Below are 20264 nucleotides of genomic sequence, written 5' to 3'. Positions count from 1 at the left end.
ATAAACATCTAAATGGAACCCGCCGTCTTTGTCTTTTCCGGGAGGTATCTGCTATGTACAAGAAAGGCGATAAAGTCATCATTCTGGATTACAATCAGAAGCCCATCGTTCCTAATGTTGTTGCAGTTGTTGAAGACGTGATCAAAGAAGATCGCGTTAGGCTCCTTATGCCCGACAACGGCTGCTGTCTTGAGTTCACAGATCGTCTCAAAAAAATCGATGAAGAAAAATATGCGAAGATACTGCACGCTGTAAAAGAAAGGGATAAAGAACTCCCCGTCGATCTGCAGCTTGATATCAGAAAGTTTGCTTCCAAACATCCTCGTCGCAGAAAAGATGAGATTCTTCAGATGTTTGAGCAGGACAAAAAATATGTGTCCATCCTAAATGCCTACACCGGAAGAGTTATGATGTACGGAAAAGAGAATATCAACGATCATTTTCTCTTTGAATATAAAGACGCTCTTTATGGAATCGTAAAGACAAGATCTTTCTTACATGAGCTTGACGAAACTATTCCCGTTCCCGATCTTGTGTGATCTCTTCGGAATCGTCTTTTATTACATAGAGACCGTATCCCAAGATCATAAACACGTAAGGAGTGGAGACGACGGTAGAAAAAGAAACCAGACCGTTAATTAAATAAACAAATATCGGAAGCGCGCAGCATAAGCCTGCGTGCTTCTTTTTATCTGTATCTTTTATCATTATCAGATTCTTAAGCACATACCCGAATGTAAAGATAAAGCTTATAAGCCCCATCACTCCGCCTTCTATCAAAAGAGTCAGATACATGTTGTGCGCGTTTGTAAGCCTGTTTCCTCCAAATACATTTATAAAAGACTCACTCCAGGAAGGATCGCTGTAAGCATATTTGTAGAAGCAGTCCTGACCGACTCCCACGATCTTTCTGATCGGCGACAGACTTTTGTACATGTCAAAAGACATTCTCCAAATGATTCCTCTTCCGTTTCCGAAATCATCCGAATAGGTTTTATATAAAAGCACTGATACTACAGCAACACCGATCAATATCATTACATAGAAGATCTTTTTATACAGCTTTTCTTTCCATTCAAGATTTACTTCTTCTGCAAATCTAGAAAGCCTGTAGATAAAAAAGACTGCTGCCATTAGTATTATTCCGGAATGGTTTTGACATATCAAGATAAGAAGATTGTCGTCGTAAGTATATCTTTTTCCAAAGAAAAACATCAAAAGATACACAATCGCCATTGCGATTCCTAGAGTAAAGAGCTGGATCAGAAATGCCTTGAAAGTCTCTCTGTCACTTAATCCCAAGAATAAAAGAAGCAGATATGTTCCCGCGATTATAAGAAGTCCACTCTCGCTTCCCTGAAGCAAAAGCGATAACAAACCTACGATCACAATTATTTCAGATAAAAAGAATTCAAGGGAAAATCTCTTTCTTGTCGCCGCGATAGAACCCCCAAGCGGTACAAATACTGAAAGAAAAGCCGTAAACCAATTTATGTTTCCGATAGTAGAAAGAAAGCTGCCGTCATCTGCGGAAACTCCGAGAGGATATATTCCGAATCTTCCGAGAATCCCCAAGATACATACCGCAAAAGGGACTATCAATATTGCTATGACAAATATCTTTTTAAATTCGATTCCGTTTGAAATTATGCATGCCGAAAATATACTAAAAAGAAGCGACAAAAGACCCATTCTCCAACCATCAAGGCCAAGGAGTGCCGTCTTTTTATCTATTGAAAGAAGAAATGTGATTATATTGGAAAACAAAAGAACGCCCATAAGCCCGAGTTTAAAGGGCGTTTTCGATATCAGCATAAGAACTGCCGACACTACAAAGAAGACTCCACCAAGCGCCATGAACAATACGCCTTTTGCTTCGCCGAGTTTATAAAAACCGTCCTTCATATAAAGCGGAAGGACGGTAGTTAACAATAATAAATATAGTAAAGTAAGTTTCTTTGTTTTTTCCATATCAGGTCAATAAGATCATACTTTAAAACGATAGCCTACGCCCCAGATTGTCTCGATATACTGAGGATTGGAGGTATCGTATTCGATTTTCTCACGGATCTTCTTGATATGAACCGTAACGGTTGCGATATCACCGATTGAATCCATGTTCCAGATCTTTCTAAAGAGCTCTTCCTTTGTAAATACGTGATTGGGATTCTCCGCAAGGAAAGTAAGAAGATCAAACTCCTTGGTTGTGAAGCTCTTCTCCTCGTCATCGACGTATACTCTTCTTGCTGTCTTGTCGATCTTAAGGCCTCTTATCTCGACAAAATCATTTTCTTCATGACCTGATCCCACAAGTCTTGAGTATCTTGCCATGTGCGCCTTAACACGGGCAACAAGCTCCGAAGGGCTGAAAGGCTTGGTGATATAATCGTCTGCTCCAAGGCCCAATCCTCTTATCTTGTCGATGTCATCCTTCTTGGCGGAAACCATAAGGATCGGAACATCTTTCTTTTCTCTTATTCTCTTACATACCTCAAATCCATCCATTCCGGGAAGCATAAGATCGAGGATAACAAGATCGAATTCCTCGGAAAGCGCCGTCTTAAGTCCGGCATCACCTGTGTTCTCGATGGAGACTTCAAAGTCACTAAGCTCAAGATAATCCTTCTCAAGATCAGCGATGGCCTCTTCGTCTTCAACAATAAGTATTCTGCTCATACTTTTTCTGCCTTTCTTTGCGTTTATGATTCGTGGTCTACTGTGACTGTTTCAGAGCCGCCTGCATATTCGATGTATTTCCTCAAAACGAAATGCATACACGTCCCTTCTCCCTCATGGCTGGTCGCCCAAATATAGCCGCCATGATCTTCTATTATCTTTTTAACTATTGATAATCCAATTCCGCTTCCGCCCTGCCTTGAGTTTCTGGAAGTATCCGTCCGGTAGAATCTGTCAAAAATATTTGGTATATCTTTTTGAGCAATTCCTTTACCGTTATCCTCAAGCTCTACGCGAATGGAATCAACTTCATCCAGGATGCGGATATCTATCTGTCCCGTTCCGTCATCTCTGTCAAGGTACTTAACGCTGTTACTTACAATGTTGTTGACTACCCTCTTGATCTGCTCGGGGTCTGCAACTATCAAAGTATCTGGACCTGTGAGATTGGAGTAATTGAGCTTGATCGACTTACTCTCAAGATCCGCTCCGATCTCTTCAATGCAATCTCCGAAATATTCCGATACGTTCAGTTTGACAAAGTTATACGGAATTCTGTTGTTGTCTATGCTTGAATACAGCGTCAGCTCATTTATAAGGTTGTTCATGTCATTAGCCTTGTTATAAATGATCTTGACGTATTTCTTTTGCTTCTCCGGATTGGCTGCGACGCCTTCCAAAAGTCCCTGCGAATATCCCTTGATCGCCGTGATGGGAGTCTTGAGGTCGTGAGAGATATTACTGATAAGCTCTCTGTTCTGCCGCTCTCGTTCTATCTTTTCCTCGGCTGATTCCTTGAGCCTTAGTCTCATGTCCTCGTAGTTACGGTAAATAGCTCCGATCTCACTTTTTTCTTTAACATCCGTCGGGAGCATGTAATCAAAATTACCGTCCTTGATCTTCTGCATCGCGATGTTAAGTTCATCTATAGGTCTGAAGAAGCTTCGTCCTATCCACGTCGTCAGAAGAATGCTTGTCAAAAGAAGTATCAAAAGAATCGCGATCAGCATGTAGATCATAAGTGATGATGTAAATGCCGGTCTGATTCCGAATATTATGAACAAGCTTCCGGGCTCTCCCGTGGAGAAAACAAAATCGTATTGTCTTAAAAGGTAATTGGAACGTGTAATATAAACGCCTTCTGTTCCCTGCGCGTACGTGGGGAGTTCCGTCAATACATCTTTTGCCCTGGATCTGCTTGCAACATAATAGATCTCTTTATCTTTTCTTACTACAATATAGGAATATTTGGATGAAAGTCTTTTATCCAATTCCTGTAAATAATTTCCATCTTCCAATATGTTGGGGTATATGCTTCTGGTCAGATTGAGCTCAGCAATAAGAGTGTCGGTCATCCTTGAAAATGATCCGACAGGATCGGATACCGTTTCGTAATCCACAACACTTGAGTATTCCTGGATCTTTTGGTCATACAATACAAACCTGCCGGCTACAAGAAATGTACCTACAGCAAGTATGACCGGCACTAATACTATTGCAAGTGATGTGATGATCAGTTTCGTACGGAATCGCATAACAGCCCCCTACATACTACAAGTATACCATATTTTTCGTAACTTTTACCCTTATCTTCTTGATATGACAAAATATCTTTGATACACTTTTAAGCGAATGGCGGAATACGTTTTCCAGCCGACAGGAGGATTTATAATGGTTAATTGGAAAAATCTGGATACACTCGCATCCTATGGCGAGCTCAAGAAGGTTTCCCGTGTAAACCTGGCTGAGGTGATGTCAGGCGATAACGGTACAAGCAGAGTTAAAAATTATTCCGTACCTATGGCTGCGGGCCTTAACTTTAACTACGCTGCAAAAGAAGTTGATGACAATGTTTTAAACGCTCTTAATGCTCTTGCCAAAGAGGCACAGCTTTCTGAGAAGTTCGAGGCTCTCTACAACGGCGAAGTGATCAACACAGGTGAAAAGAGAATGGTTCTTCACCAGCTCACAAGAGGTCAGCTCGGCGGAAATGTTGTTGCCGACGGCGTTGACAAAAGAGATTTCTACGTAAAAGAGCAGAAGAGAATTGCTGATTTTGCAAATAAAGTTCACTCAGGCGAGATCGCTAACGCAAAGGGTGAAAAATTCACAACAGTTGTTCAGATCGGTATCGGCGGAAGTGACCTCGGTCCCCGCGCTATGTACCTTGCTCTTGAAAACTGGGCACACAGAACAGGCAACTTCAAGATGGAAGCTAAGTTCATCTCTAACGTAGATCCCGATGACGCTTCCGCAGTTCTTAACGGAATTGATGTTGCTCACTCTATCTTTATTCTTGTATCTAAGTCAGGTACAACACTTGAAACGCTTACAAACGAATCATTCGTTACAGACGCTCTTAAGAAGGCAGGTCTTGATGCTTCCAAGCACATGATCGCTGTTACATCCGAGACATCTCCTCTTGCAAAGAGCGATAACTACCTTGAGGCATTCTTCATGGATGACTTCATCGGCGGACGTTACTCGTCTACTTCAGGCGTTGGCGGAGCAGTTCTTTCACTTGCTTTCGGTCCCGAAGTATTCGCTGCTTTCCTTGACGGTGCAGCAGAAGAGGACAAGCTTTCAGCTAATCCCGATATGCTTAAGAACCCTGCAATGCTCGATGCCATGATCGGCGTTTACGAGCGTAACGTTCTTGGCTATGACAGCACAGCAGTGCTTCCTTACTCACAGGCACTTTCACGTTTCCCTGCTCACTTACAGCAGCTTGACATGGAGTCAAACGGTAAGAGTGTTAACCGCTTCGGCGAGCCTATCGATTACGTAACAGGCCCCATCATCTTCGGTGAGCCCGGTACAAACGGACAGCATTCATTCTATCAGCTTCTCCATCAGGGAACAGACATCATTCCTCTTCAGTTCATCGGCTTTAAGAACAGCCAGCTCAGAAATGATGTAAACATCCAGGACAGCACAAGCCAGCAGAAGCTTTGCGCTAACGTTGCCGCTCAGATCGTTGCATTTGCATGTGGTAAGAAGGATGATAACCTCAACAAGAACTTTAAAGGTGGCCGTCCTTCAAGCATCATCATCGGTGAGGAGCTTGATCCCAAGGCGCTCGGCGCTCTCCTTGCTCACTTCGAGAACAAGGTTATGTTCCAGGGATTTGTTTGGAACATCAACAGCTTCGATCAGGAAGGTGTTCAGCTCGGTAAGGTCCTTGCAAAGAAGGTTCTTGCTCACGAAACAGACGGTGCTCTTGCAGAGTACTCCAAGCTCTTGAACATCTGATGTTGACACATTTAGCGTGCTAACATAAAATAGCTATAAATTAATACAATAATCTTCAGGGCAGGGTGCAAGTCCCTACCGGTGGTATAGCCCACGAGCCGAAAGGCATGAATCGGTGAAACTCCGATGCCGACAGTATAGTCTGGATGAAAGAAGAGCTGTGAGAACTTGCTGAGGTTTTATCGAAGCTAGTTCGAACGTCTTACGTCGAGCGTAAGCGAGAGCGTAAGTTCATTGTTTATATATGTTTATTCTTAGCCCTGAACAAAATGTTCAGGGCTTTTATATTGCCCAATGTAATGAAAGGAGCATCGCATGACTGACGAATATTACATGAATAAAGCGATACGACTTGCCAAAAAAGGTGAAGGCTTTGTAAGCCCCAATCCTATGGTGGGCGCCGTCGTTGTTAAACACGGCGTTGTTATAGGAAAAGGCTACCACCAAAAATACGGAGATCTCCACGCAGAAAGAAACGCTCTTAAAAACTGCAGCGAAGATCCAAAAGGCGCAACTCTCTACGTTACTTTGGAGCCCTGCTGCCATCACGGCAAGACACCTCCATGCACAGACATAATCATAGAAAAAGAGATCGCAAGAGTCGTTGTCGGAACAACGGATGTCAATCCCATTGTCGCAGGCAAGGGTATCGAGATCCTGCAAAAACACGGAATCGAAGTCAAGGTCGGCGTTCTTGAAAAAGAATGCAGGGAAATGAATAAGATCTTCAATAAACACATCACCACTGGCCTTCCCTACGTTGTAATGAAATACGCAATGACGGCCGACGGCAAGATCGCAACCAAAACGGGTGAATCAAAATGGATCACAAGCTCAGGTGCAAGAGAGTCCGTACATAAGCTTCGTAAGACTCTTAGCGGAATCATGGTCGGCGTTTCAACAGTGATCGCAGACGATCCCATGCTTAACTGCAGACTCTCCGAGCCTCACATTGATCCCACAAGGATAATCTGCGATACAAACCTTAGAACGCCGCTGACATCTCAGGTTGTAAGAACAGCAAACGAAATACCCACTATCATAGCAACGGCTGCTGATCCTTCCAAGGCATCCGAATATGAAAAGCAAGGCTGTAAGATCCTGCAGGTTCCCAAGAAGGGCGAGCATCTTGATCTAATCGAGCTTTTTAAAAAGCTCGGATCGCTCGGCATAAACAGCATCTTGTTGGAGGGAGGAGGAACACTTAATTTCAGTGCTCTTTCGGAACATCTTGTAGATGAGGTTTATGTTTATATGGCACCGAAGATATTCGGAGGAAACGCCAAATCCCCGGTTGAGGGAATCGGAATAGAAAACCCGGGCGACGCCATTAAATTAAACACCAAAAAAGTCACCGGCATCGGCCCGGACATACTTATACAAAGCGAGGTTGAATACCTATGTTCACCGGAATAGTAGAAGAAATCGGATTTGTAAAAAACATAATAAAGCAATCGGAAACAGGCACGATAAACATCTCCTGCAAAAAGATTCTTGAAGATGTTCATATCGGCGACAGCATCAGCGTTTGCGGCGTCTGCCTTACAGTCACGCAATTTTCCAAAGACAATTTTTTTGCCGACGTTATGAACGAAACCTTTAACCGCTCGATACTATCTCTTTTAAAAAAGGGTTCCAGAGTAAATCTTGAAAGAGCAATGAAAGCAGACGGACGCTTCGGCGGACATCTGGTATCGGGACACATTGACGGAACAGGTAAGATCGAATCAATAAAAAGAGACGGGAACGCCGTATGGCTTGAGATATCGGCCCCCTCTAACATCATGGAGGGAATAACTCAAAAGGGCTCCGTGGCTATAGACGGAATAAGTCTTACCGTCGCCAAGATGGGCATTAATTCCTTCTGGGTATCGGTAATACCGCATACTCTGACAGAGACAACTCTCGGAGAAAAAAAGGTCTCCGACGCCGTTAATCTCGAGACCGATATGATCGGAAAATACGTCATGAGTTTCCTAAACAGGGAATCGGAAATCACAATCAAACCGAAGATAACAAGAGAATTTCTTTTATCTAACGGCTTTTAATCAAGAGGGATAGAAATGGATAAAGACAAAATCATAAAAGCACTTAATGACCTTAAGGAAGGCAAACTCATACTTGTAACCGACGATGAAAAAAGAGAGAACGAAGGTGACTTTATCTGTTCCGCAGAGCTTGCGACAACAGAGAGCATCAACTTCATGGCAACGCACGGCAAAGGCCTTATCTGCATGCCCATGAGCGAAGAATTTGCGGTTAAACTCGCACTTGCTCCCATGGTAAGCCACAATACGGACAACCACGAGACTGCATTTACCGTATCTATCGATCACGTCGACACTACAACGGGAATCTCCGCTTTAGAAAGAGCTCTCACTGCGGTGAAGGCTTCGGAAGATGACGCAAAGCCCGAAGATTTCAGACGTCCCGGTCACATGTTTCCGCTTGTTGCCAAAGAGGGCGGCGTTCTTGTAAGAGAAGGTCACACAGAAGCCACGGTAGATCTTATGCGTCTTGCAGGGCTAAAAGAGATCGGTCTTTGCTGCGAGATCATGGGCGATGACGGCAAGATGCTGACAGGAAAAGCTCTTGAAGATCTTGCCAAAGAGCATGATCTTACAATGATCTCCGTAGAAGATATAAAAGAATTCAGAAAGGTTTACGACAATCTGGTTGAATGTGCTTCCGTTGCCAAGATGCCGACCAAGTACGGCAATTTCATGGCTCACTGTTATATCAACAAGCTTAGCGGCGAGCATCACGTTGCTCTTGTCATGGGCGATATCTCGGACGGCAAAGACGTTCTTTGCAGAGTTCATTCCGAATGTCTTACCGGTGATGTGTTTGGTTCAATGCGCTGCGACTGTGGCCAGCAGCTTGATAAGGCAATGCAGATGATCGCGGAAGAAGGAAGAGGAATTCTTCTTTATATGCGTCAGGAAGGCAGAGGCATCGGTCTTGTAAATAAGCTTAAAGCTTACAAACTTCAGGATCAGGGAATGGATACTCTTGATGCCAACATCGCGCTCGGTTTCCCGGGAGATATGCGTGAGTACTACATCGGAGCTCAGATACTTAGGGAACTTGGCGTTCGTTCGCTTGATCTGCTCACCAACAATCCCGATAAGGTTTATCAGCTTAAAGACTACGGAATCAAGATAAATAAGAGGGTTCCGATTGAAATAGAAGCCAATCAATTCGACAAATTCTATCTTCAGACCAAGAAGATAAGGATGGGACATATTTTGAAAGTCTGATGTCATAGACATCAAAACATAAAATATAAATCACAATAAAATAAGGAGAAGGTTATGAAAATTTATGAAGGAAATCTGGTATCGGAAAAAATAAAGGTTGGAATCGTCGTCGCAAGATTCAATGAGTTTATCACATCAAAGCTCCTCGGCGGCGCTGTTGATGCTCTTAAAAGAGAAAACGTTGCAGACGATGATATAGAAGTTGCCTGGGTTCCCGGCGCATTTGAGATTCCTCTTATCGCAGATAAGATGGCAAAGAGCGGCAAATACGATGCCGTTATCTGCCTCGGTGCAGTAATAAGAGGATCAACATCTCACTATGATTATGTATGCGCGGAAGTTTCAAAGGGCGTTGCACAGGTTAGCCTAAACAGCGGTATTCCCGTAATGTTCGGTGTTCTTACAACCGACAGCATTGAACAGGCCATCGAAAGAGCCGGAACAAAAGCCGGAAACAAAGGTTTTGAATGTGCTCAGGGCGCTATCGAGATGGTAAATCTTATCAGAAATATCGGCTGATAAAGGCCTGCGATAATTTATCTTATGGGCATATTAGAAATAAAAAAGGCGCTTGATGAAAAAGCATCAAGCGCCTTTTTATTTAATAATTTTAGTATCAAAGCTCTGCTATAAGCTCCATTACAAGTGCTGCGCAGTCTTTTGCTGCCTTAGCTTCGAATGTAGGATAGTCTACTTCAGCGCTTCCGTCTGCCTTATCCGAGATTGCTCTGATGATAAGGAAAGGAACGTTGTTAAGGTAGCTTGCCTGAGCGATTGCTGCGCCTTCCATCTCGGCACACATTCCGCCGTGATTCTTGATAATGTCATCCTTAACTTCTTTGCTGCTGATGAACTGATCTCCGCTGCAAACTCTTCCTTCGTAAACTCCAATGTCAGGAGCAACCTTCTTGATTGAAGCCTTTGCCTTTTCTCTCATCTCTTTGTCAGCTTCAAAATTTACTGCTCCGATCTGAGGAACTTCGCCTTTGGCATATCCGAAGATTGTAATGTCTACGTCGTGATAGCATGCATCAACGGAAAGAACGATGTCTCCGATGTTGAGCTTGGAATCAAGTGATCCGGCAACACCGGTGTTGATTACATGTGTAACATCGAAAAGATCTACAAGTATCTGTACGCAAATTCCTGCGTTTACTTTGGCAATACCGCTTCTTACAACAACTACGTCTTTTCCGCCTATGATTCCTTCATAGAATTCCATAGATGCCTTTTTTACGATGCGATTTACCGTCATGTTGCTCTTAAGTGCCTGAACTTCAACTTCCATGGCACCGATAATACCTATTTTCATTATTTGTCTCCGTTTTTCTTTTGAGAATTTTTCTTAGAAGATATCGTGATCACTCGGGATATACAAGATGCTTTTCATCAATGTTGTAAAGCGTGTTATCGAGATATCTTTTTGCAAGGAAATTAGCCATTCCAAGGTTCATGTCGAGATAATTTCCGCAGTCTCTTGGGCTTGCTCCGGGAACCTCTCCCTTAAAATCTCTCATAAACTCATACATTCTTGTCACAAGAGGAACTATTGTCTTGGAATCCAGATCTCCTGCAAGAACAATATAAAAACCTGTTCTGCATCCCATTGGTCCGAAATAAATAGTCTTGTCTTTGTACTCTTCGTCGTTTCTAAGGAATGTTGCTCCGAGATGCTCCATGGTATGAACCTCTGCTGTATTCATTACGGGTTCTCTGTTGGGAGCCGTCATACGAAGATCAAATGTTGTTATTGTTTCCTGTCCGACCTTGTCCTTACGGGATACATATATTCCCGGCTCGAGGTCGATGTGGTTAACCGTAAAGCTTGCGATTTTCTCCATTATGTCTCTACTCCTTGATTGGTTCGTTAAATACCTCATATGAATCTCTGAGATACTCTTTTATGTTATCATAATCGCGATTTGCCACAGAAGTATAGATGGTATCTACAAGAAACAGCTGCGCGAAACGAGAGCTTGATATTCCGCTCTTTTTGTCTATCTCGGGAGATGTGGCAAAGAGCACAAAATCGCATCCCGTAGTAAGTTGATTGTTTCCGAGCTTGGTTATGGCAACCGTCGTAGCCGCTGTACCTTTTGCTATGTTAAACAGCTCCATTATCTCTTTGTTCTTGGCATTGTCGCTAAAGAACAGTATAACATCATTTTCCTGTGCCTGCGAGATGGTCATCATATTCATATGATGATCCTGGTTAAAGACCACGTTGTAGTGGATTCTTTGAAGCTTACAATAAAGGTCGTAGGCAGCAATTCCGGCTGCTCCCACTCCGAAGATCTGTATCTGCTTAGCCAGTACAAGCTTATCGATAACTTCATTGAAGGATCCGGCATCAAACAGTCTGTATGTGGTCTGAATTGCCTGGACGCTTGTGGCACAGATATTGTCTGCAATAGACTGAAGCGACGTATATTCATTGACGTCCTTAAAAGAAACTCTGGGATTGCCTTTTTCCGCTTGAATAAGAGATGTATTGATCTCTGCATAATAAGCATTCTTAAGGTCTTTTAATCCGTTATATCCTATGGCCTGCGCAAAGCGAGTCCACGAAGCCTGCGTTGTACCTGATAATCTTGCAAGTTCTTTTATGGGATATTGAAAAAGATCTCCTTTTCTTTCAAGAACAAAATCGGCAACTGCCTTTTCCGATGAAGGCAAAGAATTATAGCAACTTTTGATTTTCTCACTGACAATATTCATAGGCGCCTCCGCTATGTATTATTGAACACTATAACCGATATACCAATAGTATATCGCACTTTTCTATAGAGAATGAAATAAATTTTCAAAGTTTTTATTATACGCTATTAAACTTTTATAAAAGCGCTCTTTTGGTACACACTTTATGTTATAGTCAAATAGGCAGAATTATTATTTCACGTATTACGAAAGGAGATTATTTCTATGAAATGGATATGTCAGGTTTGTGGCTATGTTCATGAAGGCGATCAGCCTCCGGAAGCTTGTCCAGTATGTAAGGCTCCCGCTTCTAAATTCAGCAAGCAGGAAGGTGATAAAGTTTGGGCATGCGAGCATGTTCTTGGTGTAGCTAGTGAAGCACCTGAAGAGATAAAGAATGGTCTTCGCGAAATGTTCAACGGCGAGTGTTCCGAAGTCGGAATGTATCTTGCAATGGCTCGCGTAGCTATCAGAGAGGGTTACCCCGAGATCGGCGCTTTCTACGAGAAGGCAGCTTGGGAAGAGGCTGAGCACGCTGCTCAGTTTGCAGAGATGCTCGGAGAAGTTCTTACAAACTCAACCAAGAAGAATCTTGAGCTTCGTGCAGATGCCGAGTACGGCGCAACACAGGGTCGTGCAGATCTTGCTAAGAAAGCAAAAGAGCTTAATCTTGATGCGATCCATGATGCAGTTCATGAGATTGGAAGAGATGAGGCTAGACACGGCAAAGGCTTTGAAGGTCTCTTAAAGAGATATTTTGGCTGATAGATAGTTAATAGATAAGGCTGAGCGATTTATAAAAATCACTCAGCCTTTATTTTATACGTTTACATATTCCGGTACTCGCTTTAAGAAATCAGTAAGCTGCTCAATTGGTATGGGCTTTGAGTACATATAACCCTGTAGGTATCTTGCATGCATTTCTTTGCAGCGCTCTTCGTCTTCGCTGTCCTCTACGCCCTCATACAAGACGTCGTATTCAAGGTCGCTGAACATATGCGCAAGGTGGGATACGAGGGTCTCTGATTTGGAGTCGTTCCTACTTGCCACTACGAGCGATCTGTCAAACTTTATGATGTCAAACGGTATCTCTAAGATTCTTTCGAAATTGGAATATCCCGTTCCGAAATCATCAAGATAGAACGTTATTCCGCTCATCTTAAGTTCATAGATCTTATCTTTTAACTCTATAAAGTCTTTCTCGTTCTGGCTTTCCGTTATCTCAATAGCAAGCTTATCAAACGGTATCTCGCATCCGCTCACCACATTTCTTACTTTCCTGCAGAAATCTTTGTCTTTTACATCAAGTATCGAGAAGTTAACTGAAATCCTTGATATGTAGAAGCCGTCTCGGATCAGTTTTCTTATCTGTTTACAGGTCTTGGAAAGAATTATCATTGTAAGTGCGTTTATATAATTGTGATTTTCCGCTATCGGTATGAATCTGTCCGGAAATACCATTCCGAGATCTGCGAGCTTAAGTCTCATAAGTGCTTCAGCAGTGTCATAGCATCCGGAAGTTATATTGTAGACGGGCTGGCAATATACAAGGACTCTCGGATCATCCATATCGCCTTTTTCACTTATATCCGCAAGCTGATCCACGATGTATTTATGTTCGTAGAATTTCTCTATATCCTCAGCCTGGACCATCTTGATCTCTTGTTCCGGCATTCTTCCTTCAACATATTCAATAAGTCTTAGGTAATCAGCCGGTTCTTTTATACTGTTGCTTGACTCGGTAATTACTATCTTGTAGTCATTCTTATATATATTATGCTGCTCATGGAACAGCTCCATCATCTTAACAGTCCTGGCTTCATGGTCGGGATTGCTCTCTTTATCAACGATAAATATCATTCTTCCCGGAGATATTTGGAAAAGCGTGCCTCCTCTAAAGAAATCCATTGTGACTTCTCTTAGTTTTTCTCTGATCTCTTTGGGGTACTTACGGTTATTCTTTTCAAATTCATGCATGAAAAGACTGAATACCAGGATTCCCATCTTTTTCCTGGAAGCGGTATCAATCCTCTCTTCAAAGGAATCTATGTGAAGAGAACCCCACTCAAGGTCGTACGGATTTGCATGGAGCAGATAAAGAACAGCTACTATCGGGAATAAGAATGTCGCTGTGGTAAAAGATTGCTGCCTATTATTTGCCTGAATGATCATAACAAGAGCAGCGACTGCTATAACCCCGATAAAAGCAGTGACAATAGGTCTGTAGGTTCTGTTTCTGTATCTGATGAGCAGATACAATAGCAGCGATACCATAAAGAGGTATCCTGCGGCAAACATTTTATGTCCGGTTTGAAGATTACCGTTTGTATCAACATAAAACCCTGTTTTAGTCATTGTCTGGATCACTTCTGTAGCAGTAATTCCGATTACCGCAAAGGATGCCAGCAACTCATACCTCTGCTCACCCTTTTGGACTAGCTGAAATGGATTTTTCATATATACAACGTATAATCCCAGGTTGGTATAAAGAAGGAAATGGTACAGAAATCTAAGCAGATAGACCATGGGAAGAGAAATGACCGATACATGTGTCAGTAACTGATGGAAAAGTATATTACAAATTGCCGCAGCTACCAAGCTTATCATGATGTATCTGAATATGGTAAACTCTCTGCTCTGCTTGATATATGCAACACGAATAAGAACGGTGATAACCATAAGTATCGCCATTACCAGGATGTCGCCTACCGGGCTGTATGAACTCAGATAGCTTTCCACATTCATAGTCATTTATATTTCCCTCTGCTTTTACGGAGAAAAAACTTTTCTAATTATATGATAACTCATTTAATATAAAAGCGTATAAAATGCCTATAAATATTTACAAAATTTTATGGATAATTTTTATTGATCTGACGCACCAACTTCGGTGTTAATAAGCTCAACTATGGTGTTTGTGGCGCTGTGAAGATTGCTCTTGCTCATATTCTCAATAAAGTCCTCTCTTCTCTCATAGAGATCCTCTATTGTCTCAACAAGAATGTCTTCATCAAGGTCATCGTTATCTATAACAAGAGAAAATCCCTGCTGCTCAAAGGACTTGGCATTGAGCATCTGATCTCCCCTGCTTGATTTGGTGGACAAAGGAATAAGGATATTGGGCTTTTTAAGTGCAAGGAGCTCACAGATTGAGTTGGCTCCGGCTCTTGATACCACTATATCTGCCATAGCAAAGATGTCTTTTAACTCGTTCTTTACGTACTCGAACTGCTTGTATCCGGGAACGGTAAGCTTGAGGTTATCCATCTTCTCTTTTCCGCAGATATGAACCACGTTGAAATTGGGAAGAAGTCTGGGAAGTGCGTATCTTACGGTCTCATTCACCGACTGCGCACCAAGGCTTCCTCCGATTACCATAAGAACGGGCTTATCGTCCGTGAACTCGCAAAGCTTTCTTCCTGCCTCGGGTGAGCCCATTCCAAGCTCTTCTCTTATGGGTGTTCCTGTGAGAACCGCCTTCTCTGCGGGGAGAAGTCTCATTGTCTCGGGGAAATTACAGCATATTCTCTTGGCTCCCGTCATGCTAAGTCTGTTGGCAAGTCCCGGTGTCATGTCCGATTCGTGCACAATATAAGGTATCTTAAGTGCGCCCGCTGCTCTTACAACAGGGACACTTACAAATCCGCCTTTTGAAAATACTATATCGGGTTTTATTGTTCTGAGAAGCTTTTTGGCCTCTCCAAATCCCTTAAGAACTCTGAACGGATCTGTGAAATTCTTGGGGTCGAAGTATCTTCTGAGCTTACCTGTTGCTATTCCGAAATAAGGAATGCTGTAATCTTCGATAAGTTTCTTCTCGATTCCGTTATATGATCCGATGTAATAAATATCATATCCTGCCTTTTTAAGTGCGGGTATAAGCGCTATATTAGGTGTTACGTGTCCTGCGCTTCCGCCTCCTGTAAGCACGATTCTTTTGGTCTCATTGTCGCTCAACTTCCGATCCTTCTTCCATCATAAATTTAAGGCACAAAATCAGTCTTTGTGCCTTATAGTATACCATTTTATTCAGTAATTTCATATGTTAGCATGTCTTTTTCTTCGTACGGGATTATAAGCTCGTTTACGATAGTTTCGGAAAAGTCTTTTACCCCATCGATCACTTCTTCGTAATTATCCAAGGTCATCTCTCCTTCGCCTGCCACCATCTTATCAAGCATGAGCTTATTAATCTCGGGAGAAAAATGAAGCGAATCCATATAGTATTCAAGGTTCGTGGCAATATCTCTGTCGTTCTGGAAACAGAAAACACGCACATTGTCGTATTGAAGCAGCGCCTTTGTCATCTCTTTTTCGTTGTAAATATAGGCATCTCTTTCGCCTGTTCTTACGATTCCGTCCCACCAAAGCATTGAATACACGGGATAGAAGAAAATGAACTGCGTATCGGGATGAGCTGCAACTTCACTTGTCAAAAGAGCTATGTTTTTCTCCAGGTTCTCTTTATAAGCGGTTTCTTCCATCATTTCCACGACTTCTCTTGGTCTGTAGTAAAGGCCAAGCGCCATATGGGGCCCAAACTCTTTCCATTTGGCCCAGTTGTAGGAAAGGCCCTCGTCATAGTCTGTCGACATCGCATTTGCGAGCTGATACGGAATCTTTTCAAACAATACGTCCTTATTAAAAAGATACTGCACATCATTAAACGGGTTGCGGTCGTACAGATACATGGGACAACCCGTTGATTTATAGGTTGTTTCGGCATCTGCGGACAGGGACGACGGGTCAATATTGTAAAAGACGTATTTGACGTCGTGTTTCTCAAAGGCTTCATCCAAAAGATAGCAAAGATCTGCGGTCGCGCCGTATGAACGGATGGCTTTGATGCTCTTTACGTTATAAGCTTCGTCGTACCAGGCATTATTATTGTTCTCCATAACGGAAGAACCCACAATAAGCGCATCGTAATCGAAGTTTCGAAGACTTCCCACGCACTGATATTCTTTGTCGTTAAGAACAGCCTTCATGCCCAGCCATGGTTTATGATAATGATAAAAAGGGTCGAATACGAACACTGTAGACGCTATCAGCACAGCAACCACAAGTACTGCAACGGTCAGTCGTTTTATGAAATTTGAAGGATTATTTTCTTTTTTCATATTGTTTTCTATTATATTTCTTTATCTTATGCTCAGAATTTAAAGTAAATAAAGGTGCTCACATTTGAAAGTGATATAAGCGACAGGATTGCAAGAATGGTATAGCATATGACACTCTTTAAGTCGTATCTGTTTTCTGCTATTATCTCCTGCGTGTTTTTCCTAGTCATCACAAACGCACTTATCGCAATATATACAATCATCGTGATCATAAGAACCATGCCGGCACTTCCTATGCCAAGCCTTGTTACTATCTGCCGAAGCACATAGTTTTCGGCCATCTCAAGCTGTCCGGCGCATCTTGTAAGGAAACCGGGGTATGTCCAGAAGAAAGCTCTTTTGAACATTCCAAGCGCATAACCCAGATTCTTGGATCTAAAGAACACAAGGGAAACCACAAACATAAAGAAAGTAGCTGCGTTTCCGACTGCTCCGGGCACGGTGATAAAAGGTTTTTCCCGCAATAAATACTTTTTCTTTTTATCCGGATTGTCATCCCTTACTCCGACTATTCCAAGGTCATCCCATACTACAAGAAGTCCCTGCATGAGTCCCCAGCAGATATATGTCCAACCCGCTCCGTGCCAAAGTCCGCTAAGAACAAATACTATAAGGACATTGATCACCGTGCGGCGCTTTCCTTTTCTGCTGCCGCCAAGCGGGATATATACGTATTTTATGAAGAATCTTGACAGTGTCATGTGCCAGCGCTGCCACAGCTCTTTTGCAGAAGACGCCTTGTACGGGGAGTTGAAATTGACGGGAAGCTTTATGCCCAGAAGCAAGCTCACGCCGTTTGCCATATCACAGTATCCCGAGAAATCAAGGTAGATCTGGAAGGTATATGCCAGCATGACCACAATGACGGTCAGCGTATCAAGATAAAATGTCTGCTCAAATCCATAGTTGGCAACCCTAGCTAGCGTATCCGCCAGGATTACTTTCTTGGAAAGACCTATGATAAAAGATTTTAAGCCCTTAGCGAAGTTGTCCGGATCGAAGCTTCTTAATTTGGTATCCCTGAACTGATCGATCATTTCCTTGTGGAATGCTATAGGTCCCTGTATGAGCTTGGGGAAATAGACGGTATACATGGCATACTGAAGGAACGGATAGTGTTCTGCTTCGCCGTTTGCCCTGTCTACGATAAATGAGATCTGTCCAAAGGTAAAAAAGCTGATTCCTATCGGCATAAGAATCTCTTTTACGGAAAGATTCGCTCCCGTCACGGAATTTATGTTTTCGACAAAGAATCCAAGGTATTTAAAGTAAAAGAGGAGTCCTAAATTAAACAAAACGCCTATTACCTTGAGGACTTTTATCGTTTTGTCTTTTGCTTTTGTTATTATGAAGCTTAGGAGATAGTTTACACAGATACTGATAAGCAGCACAACTAGGAAAGATGCGCCGAAAGTGTAATAGAAATACAGTGACATAAGAGTCAGAAACCCGTCTGCCACTGTATATTTGTGAATTCTGTTAAGCATATGCCATCCTGCCAAAAGGATTGGCAGGAAAAGCAATATAAATCTAAAGGAATTAAAGCCCATTTACTATCTCCATGATATCTGATTCATGAAGAGTATATCATAGTTTTATTTGGCAAGTCTAATAACATTCCAGCTTCTTGCGGGAAGTTTGCTTGTAAGGATTCCCTTTGTTATCTTTGTTGCCTTGGTGTTGTCCACAGGCTTAACGTTATCGGGATTCTTTTCGGTATTTACCGCCTTAAGATCCTTGTGTGTAAGAACGCTGTGCTCTACAACCTTGTATCCTGCGTACTGACGAAGGTCGCATGTAAGATCAAAGTCATCTTCAAGACTCTTGTTAACAGCAAAGATTGTAAGTGTCTCGTTCTCATCATCAGCTACAACAACGCTGTCTACAAAAGGAGCGTCGCCGTGCTCTGACTCGTATGTGGGTACCTTAACTACCGTGTTGAGGACTTCGCCTCTTCCGTATACGCTTGCCTGCATGTAAGGATAGAAGATTGTCTGCTTCCAAGCACCTGTATCTGATGTCATGATGGGCGCGATTACGTTAACGAGCTGTGCAAGGCATGCGATCTTTACTCTGTCGGCATGTCTAAGGAGTGTGATAAGCATTGAACCTACAAGGAGTGCGTCCTCGAAGTTGTAGATATCCTCAAGCTGATGAGGATGCTCAACCCATTTCTCAAGCTTTTTATCCTGTTCGTTTGAATGATACCAAACGTTCCACTCGTCAAAAGAGAGATTGATTGTCTTGTCTGATCTCTTTATCGCCTTAACATAGTCGCAGATGCTTACAACCTGGCTGATGAACTTATCCATAGCTACGCTGCTTGCAAGGAAGTTCGGTGTGTCATCCTTCTGATTTCCGTAATATGTATGAAGTGAAAGATAATCCGTAACGTCGTAGCTGTTCTCAAGTACGGTTCTCTCCCAATTTCCGAAGGTCTCCATGCCAAGTCCTGAAGATCCGCATGCTACGCATTCGATAGTTGGATCGACAAGCTTCATGATATGGCCTGCTCTTCCCGCCTTGCGTCCATACTCTTCCGCAGTCATGTGTCCCATCTGCCATGATCCGTCCATCTCGTTTCCAAGGCACCAAAGCTTGATGTTGTAAGGATCCTTAACACCATTCTTGATTCTCATGTCACTGTAAAGAGTTCCGCTCTTGATATTGCAGTATTCTACTACATTCTTGGCATCTTCAAGACCTCTTGTACCGAGGTTGATCGCATACATGGGCTCAGTCTTAACCTTTTTACACCAGTTCATGAACTCATCAAGTCCGAATTCGTTGGTCTCGACAACTCCCCACGCAAGCTCTATTCTTCTGGGTCTGTTCTTCTTAGGTCCTACGCTGTCCTCCCAATTAAAAGCAGAAACGAAGTTACCGCCGGGATATCTTACGATGGGCACTCCGATCTCTTTAATGAGCTTGATTACGTCTTTTCTGTATCCGTCCTTGTCCGCGAACTTGTTGCCGGGCTGATAGATGCCTTCGTAAACCGCCCTTCCCAAATGTTCTATAAAGGAACCGTAGATACGCTTGTCGACTTTACTGATGGTAAAGTCACGATCAATGCAGATCTGTACTTTGTTTTCTGTTTTTTGCTTTTTCATTTTAAATACCTCTAAAATAATTCAATATTATATAAATCAATATACCTTATTCTTTAGAAAAAGAAAATGGAAAAATGCGATTATTTTCAAAAAAGATGATAATATATATGTATCTTTATTTTGAATCACTTGAACTTACTTAAGAA

General features: G+C 42.5%; 18 protein-coding genes and 1 riboswitch. Of the genes, 7 read left to right on the top strand and 11 right to left on the bottom strand.

Annotated elements, in window-relative coordinates; genetic code table 11:
* Positions 1-53 precede the first annotated feature (53 nt).
* Positions 54-539: a hypothetical protein gene (locus tag D6853_RS12035; protein WP_120658255.1), complete on the top strand. Its 486-nt coding sequence runs from the start codon at positions 54-56 to the stop codon at positions 537-539.
* On the opposite strand, the gene D6853_RS12030 is transcribed toward D6853_RS12035, so the two are convergent.
* From D6853_RS12030 to D6853_RS12020, 3 genes are read right to left on the bottom strand one after another with little or no spacing between them, the layout of a single operon-like run.
* Entirely contained in the window at positions 514-1971 is a 1458-nt protein-coding gene (locus tag D6853_RS12030; RefSeq protein ID WP_120658254.1) for an O-antigen ligase family protein, read from the bottom strand. The genes D6853_RS12035 and D6853_RS12030 overlap by 26 nt on opposite strands.
* Positions 1972-1986: 15 nt before the next feature.
* Entirely contained in the window at positions 1987-2676 is a 690-nt protein-coding gene (locus D6853_RS12025) for a response regulator transcription factor (protein ID WP_120658253.1), read from the bottom strand.
* Positions 2677-2699: 23 nt separating this feature from the next.
* A complete protein-coding gene (locus tag D6853_RS12020) occupies positions 2700-4211 on the bottom strand; it encodes a sensor histidine kinase (RefSeq protein ID WP_120658252.1) in 1512 nt (503 codons plus the stop codon).
* 136 nt (positions 4212-4347) lie between these two features.
* On the opposite strand from D6853_RS12020, the gene D6853_RS12015 reads away from it, so the two are divergent.
* The 5 genes from D6853_RS12015 (at position 4348) to ribH (ending at position 9707) form a co-directional block, all read left to right on the top strand.
* Complete coding sequence (locus tag D6853_RS12015) at positions 4348-5928, top strand: glucose-6-phosphate isomerase (protein WP_120658251.1); 1581 nt, start codon at positions 4348-4350, stop codon at positions 5926-5928.
* A 47-nt stretch (positions 5929-5975) separates the two neighbouring features.
* Positions 5976-6090: riboswitch (FMN riboswitch) on the top strand.
* A 153-nt stretch (positions 6091-6243) separates the two neighbouring features.
* Positions 6244-7344 (top strand): bifunctional diaminohydroxyphosphoribosylaminopyrimidine deaminase/5-amino-6-(5-phosphoribosylamino)uracil reductase RibD, encoded by a 1101-nt coding sequence (ribD, locus tag D6853_RS12010; RefSeq protein WP_120658250.1) that lies wholly within the window; start codon positions 6244-6246, stop codon positions 7342-7344.
* On the top strand, positions 7329-7976 hold the full coding sequence (gene ribE, locus D6853_RS12005; protein ID WP_120658249.1) for a riboflavin synthase: 648 nt from the start codon (positions 7329-7331) through the stop codon (positions 7974-7976). The genes ribD and ribE overlap by 16 nt, the downstream gene beginning before the upstream one ends.
* A 15-nt stretch (positions 7977-7991) precedes the next feature.
* Positions 7992-9188: a bifunctional 3,4-dihydroxy-2-butanone-4-phosphate synthase/GTP cyclohydrolase II gene (locus tag D6853_RS12000; protein ID WP_120658248.1), complete on the top strand. Its 1197-nt coding sequence runs from the start codon at positions 7992-7994 to the stop codon at positions 9186-9188.
* Positions 9189-9242: 54 nt separating this feature from the next.
* A complete protein-coding gene (gene ribH / locus D6853_RS11995) occupies positions 9243-9707 on the top strand; it encodes a 6,7-dimethyl-8-ribityllumazine synthase (RefSeq protein WP_120658247.1) in 465 nt (154 codons plus the stop codon).
* A gap of 97 nt (positions 9708-9804) precedes the next feature.
* Here ribH and D6853_RS11990 read toward each other — a convergent pair whose 3' ends face one another.
* From D6853_RS11990 to D6853_RS11980, 3 genes are read right to left on the bottom strand one after another with little or no spacing between them, the layout of a single operon-like run.
* Positions 9805-10500 (bottom strand): 5'-methylthioadenosine/adenosylhomocysteine nucleosidase, encoded by a 696-nt coding sequence (locus D6853_RS11990; protein ID WP_199713032.1) that lies wholly within the window; start codon positions 10498-10500, stop codon positions 9805-9807.
* Between the two features lie 49 nt (positions 10501-10549).
* Positions 10550-11029 (bottom strand): S-ribosylhomocysteine lyase, encoded by a 480-nt coding sequence (locus D6853_RS11985; protein ID WP_120658245.1) that lies wholly within the window; start codon positions 11027-11029, stop codon positions 10550-10552.
* 7 nt (positions 11030-11036) lie between these two features.
* Positions 11037-11906, bottom strand: coding sequence for a MurR/RpiR family transcriptional regulator (locus D6853_RS11980; RefSeq protein ID WP_120658244.1), 870 nt, complete (start codon positions 11904-11906; stop codon positions 11037-11039).
* A 204-nt stretch (positions 11907-12110) separates the two neighbouring features.
* Here D6853_RS11980 and D6853_RS11975 point away from each other — a divergent pair, with 204 nt between their 5' ends.
* Entirely contained in the window at positions 12111-12650 is a 540-nt protein-coding gene (locus D6853_RS11975; protein WP_120658243.1) for an NADH peroxidase, read from the top strand.
* Between the two features lie 54 nt (positions 12651-12704).
* On the opposite strand, the gene D6853_RS11970 is transcribed toward D6853_RS11975, so the two are convergent.
* The 5 genes from D6853_RS11970 to arfA all read right to left on the bottom strand — a co-directional run bounded on the left by D6853_RS11970 (position 12705) and on the right by arfA (position 20118).
* Positions 12705-14636, bottom strand: coding sequence for an EAL domain-containing protein (locus D6853_RS11970; RefSeq protein WP_120658242.1), 1932 nt, complete (start codon positions 14634-14636; stop codon positions 12705-12707).
* Positions 14637-14750: 114 nt separating this feature from the next.
* Complete coding sequence (locus D6853_RS11965) at positions 14751-15842, bottom strand: undecaprenyldiphospho-muramoylpentapeptide beta-N-acetylglucosaminyltransferase (RefSeq protein WP_120658241.1); 1092 nt, start codon at positions 15840-15842, stop codon at positions 14751-14753.
* Positions 15843-15910: 68 nt separating this feature from the next.
* On the bottom strand, positions 15911-17005 hold the full coding sequence (locus D6853_RS11960) for an SGNH/GDSL hydrolase family protein (RefSeq protein ID WP_120658240.1): 1095 nt from the start codon (positions 17003-17005) through the stop codon (positions 15911-15913).
* Between the two features lie 32 nt (positions 17006-17037).
* Positions 17038-18492, bottom strand: coding sequence for an MBOAT family O-acyltransferase (locus D6853_RS11955; RefSeq protein ID WP_243108348.1), 1455 nt, complete (start codon positions 18490-18492; stop codon positions 17038-17040).
* A gap of 108 nt (positions 18493-18600) precedes the next feature.
* Entirely contained in the window at positions 18601-20118 is a 1518-nt protein-coding gene (gene arfA, locus D6853_RS11950) for an arabinosylfuranosidase ArfA (protein ID WP_120658238.1), read from the bottom strand.
* Between the last annotated feature and the right edge of the window lie 146 nt (positions 20119-20264).

This window comes from Butyrivibrio sp. X503 (assembly GCF_003625475.1).
Classification (GTDB): Bacteria; Bacillota; Clostridia; order Lachnospirales; family Lachnospiraceae; genus Butyrivibrio.
This window is presented reverse-complemented; position numbering and strand designations above follow the sequence as displayed.

Excerpts from the sequence above, each read along its gene's own strand:
- D6853_RS12035 (WP_120658255.1), top strand. The coding sequence starts at position 54 with ATGTACAAGAAAGGCGATAAAGTCATCATTCTGGATTACAATCAGAAG.
- D6853_RS12030 (WP_120658254.1), bottom strand. The coding sequence starts at position 1,971 with ATGGAAAAAACAAAGAAACTTACTTTACTATATTTATTATTGTTAACT.
- D6853_RS12025 (WP_120658253.1), bottom strand. The coding sequence starts at position 2,676 with ATGAGCAGAATACTTATTGTTGAAGACGAAGAGGCCATCGCTGATCTT.
- D6853_RS12020 (WP_120658252.1), bottom strand. The coding sequence starts at position 4,211 with ATGCGATTCCGTACGAAACTGATCATCACATCACTTGCAATAGTATTA.
- D6853_RS12015 (WP_120658251.1), top strand. The coding sequence starts at position 4,348 with ATGGTTAATTGGAAAAATCTGGATACACTCGCATCCTATGGCGAGCTC.
- ribD (WP_120658250.1), top strand. The coding sequence starts at position 6,244 with ATGACTGACGAATATTACATGAATAAAGCGATACGACTTGCCAAAAAA.
- ribE (WP_120658249.1), top strand. The coding sequence starts at position 7,329 with ATGTTCACCGGAATAGTAGAAGAAATCGGATTTGTAAAAAACATAATA.
- D6853_RS12000 (WP_120658248.1), top strand. The coding sequence starts at position 7,992 with ATGGATAAAGACAAAATCATAAAAGCACTTAATGACCTTAAGGAAGGC.
- ribH (WP_120658247.1), top strand. The coding sequence starts at position 9,243 with ATGAAAATTTATGAAGGAAATCTGGTATCGGAAAAAATAAAGGTTGGA.
- D6853_RS11990 (WP_199713032.1), bottom strand. The coding sequence starts at position 10,500 with ATGAAAATAGGTATTATCGGTGCCATGGAAGTTGAAGTTCAGGCACTT.
- D6853_RS11985 (WP_120658245.1), bottom strand. The coding sequence starts at position 11,029 with ATGGAGAAAATCGCAAGCTTTACGGTTAACCACATCGACCTCGAGCCG.
- D6853_RS11980 (WP_120658244.1), bottom strand. The coding sequence starts at position 11,906 with ATGAATATTGTCAGTGAGAAAATCAAAAGTTGCTATAATTCTTTGCCT.
- D6853_RS11975 (WP_120658243.1), top strand. The coding sequence starts at position 12,111 with ATGAAATGGATATGTCAGGTTTGTGGCTATGTTCATGAAGGCGATCAG.
- D6853_RS11970 (WP_120658242.1), bottom strand. The coding sequence starts at position 14,636 with ATGACTATGAATGTGGAAAGCTATCTGAGTTCATACAGCCCGGTAGGC.
- D6853_RS11960 (WP_120658240.1), bottom strand. The coding sequence starts at position 17,005 with ATGAAAAAAGAAAATAATCCTTCAAATTTCATAAAACGACTGACCGTT.
- D6853_RS11955 (WP_243108348.1), bottom strand. The coding sequence starts at position 18,492 with ATGCTTAACAGAATTCACAAATATACAGTGGCAGACGGGTTTCTGACT.
- arfA (WP_120658238.1), bottom strand. The coding sequence starts at position 20,118 with ATGAAAAAGCAAAAAACAGAAAACAAAGTACAGATCTGCATTGATCGT.